The sequence below is a fragment of the Ruegeria jejuensis genome, from assembly GCF_041537905.1.
Taxonomy (GTDB): domain Bacteria; phylum Pseudomonadota; class Alphaproteobacteria; order Rhodobacterales; family Rhodobacteraceae; genus Ruegeria_C.
Genome location: NZ_JBGRUO010000062.1, coordinates 1 through 1,092, shown reverse-complemented (window position 1 = coordinate 1,092; position 1,092 = coordinate 1). Strand labels below are relative to the sequence as shown.

Sequence of the window (1,092 nt, the reverse complement as noted above, 5' to 3'; positions counted from 1 at the left end):
CCTATGGTCCTGCCTATCGGCAGGCCAATGCTGGGTATCTGCACCTGAGCCAACTGCGGGTCATGTCGGCAATCGAGGTCTGTCGCACGGAAGCGCTCGGCGGACATGTGGCAGCTTGCACCAAGTGCCATCATCAGCACATTCGCGCCTGATCCCGCTTTGGTGATGGAAAAAATGACGCCGCACATGTGAAGCCACTCGGGTTTCAGCACGGTTTTGAAAGTCAGATACCAAAGGAGATCAAGATGAAACTATTTTTGCTTGTGTGCTCTCTCGCATTTTAGTTTCTGCACTGGCATCGACAGCGATGGCCGAACCTGAGAAGTACCTTTTGGCTTCGAAGTGGTCGCAGATTGTTTTCAGCTATGACCATCTGGGTTTTTCAAGAACGACTGGTATGTTCTTGGGCATCGAGGGCGAAATCAGCTTTGACAGGCACGACCCGGCGACATCCAGCGTTTCGGTTTCGATCCCGGTGCTGTCGATGTTCACCGGCTTGGAGCAAAGAGACGTCAACTTCACAGAGGGCGACGATTTTTTGTTGCGGCCGATGCGAATCAGATCGTCTTCACGTCAACGGGTATCGAGGTGACGGGCGAGAAAACAGCCATGGTTTCCGGTGACCTGACCATGCACGGCGTAACGCAGTCCGTGGTTCTGGACGCGAGGCTAAACAAAATGGCCTTCCACGACAAAGAGCAAAAGGACTGGATCGGATTTGATGCGACAACTTCAGTGCTGCGCTCCGAATTCGGGCTAGGAAAATACGCGCCCGGCGTGAGTGATAAGGTCGATATCTCGATTTCGATCGAGGCGATGAAAGAGTAGCAATTGCTTTGGCAGTGCGCGCTGTAACTGCACAGTCTTTGACCTGAGCCCCTGAATCTCCTCCAGCTTTGTGTAGAGTCCGCCCAATTGAAGGACGGACAAATGAAGACGAGATTCACTGACGAACAGATCATTCAGATGATCAAGGAGCAGGAGGCTGGCGAGAAGACGGCTGACGTGTGCAGGCGCTATGGGATCAGTCAGGGCACGTTCTACAAATACAAGTCGAAGTATGGCGGCATGGAGCCGTCGGATGCCAAGAAG

1 protein-coding gene and 2 pseudogenes are annotated in these 1,092 nt (G+C 53.1%); all 3 read left to right on the top strand.

Annotated features, from left to right (window positions below):
• Window positions 1–143: pseudogene (locus AB1E34_RS26145) on the top strand (transposase zinc-binding domain-containing protein); the annotation flags it as partial.
• Between the two features lie 164 nt (window positions 144–307).
• A pseudogene (locus tag AB1E34_RS26090) lies at window positions 308–828 on the top strand (YceI family protein).
• Between the two features lie 102 nt (window positions 829–930).
• Window positions 931–1,092, top strand: a 162-nt coding sequence (locus tag AB1E34_RS26085; RefSeq protein WP_372575203.1) for a transposase, incomplete at its 3' end; no start/stop codon positions are given.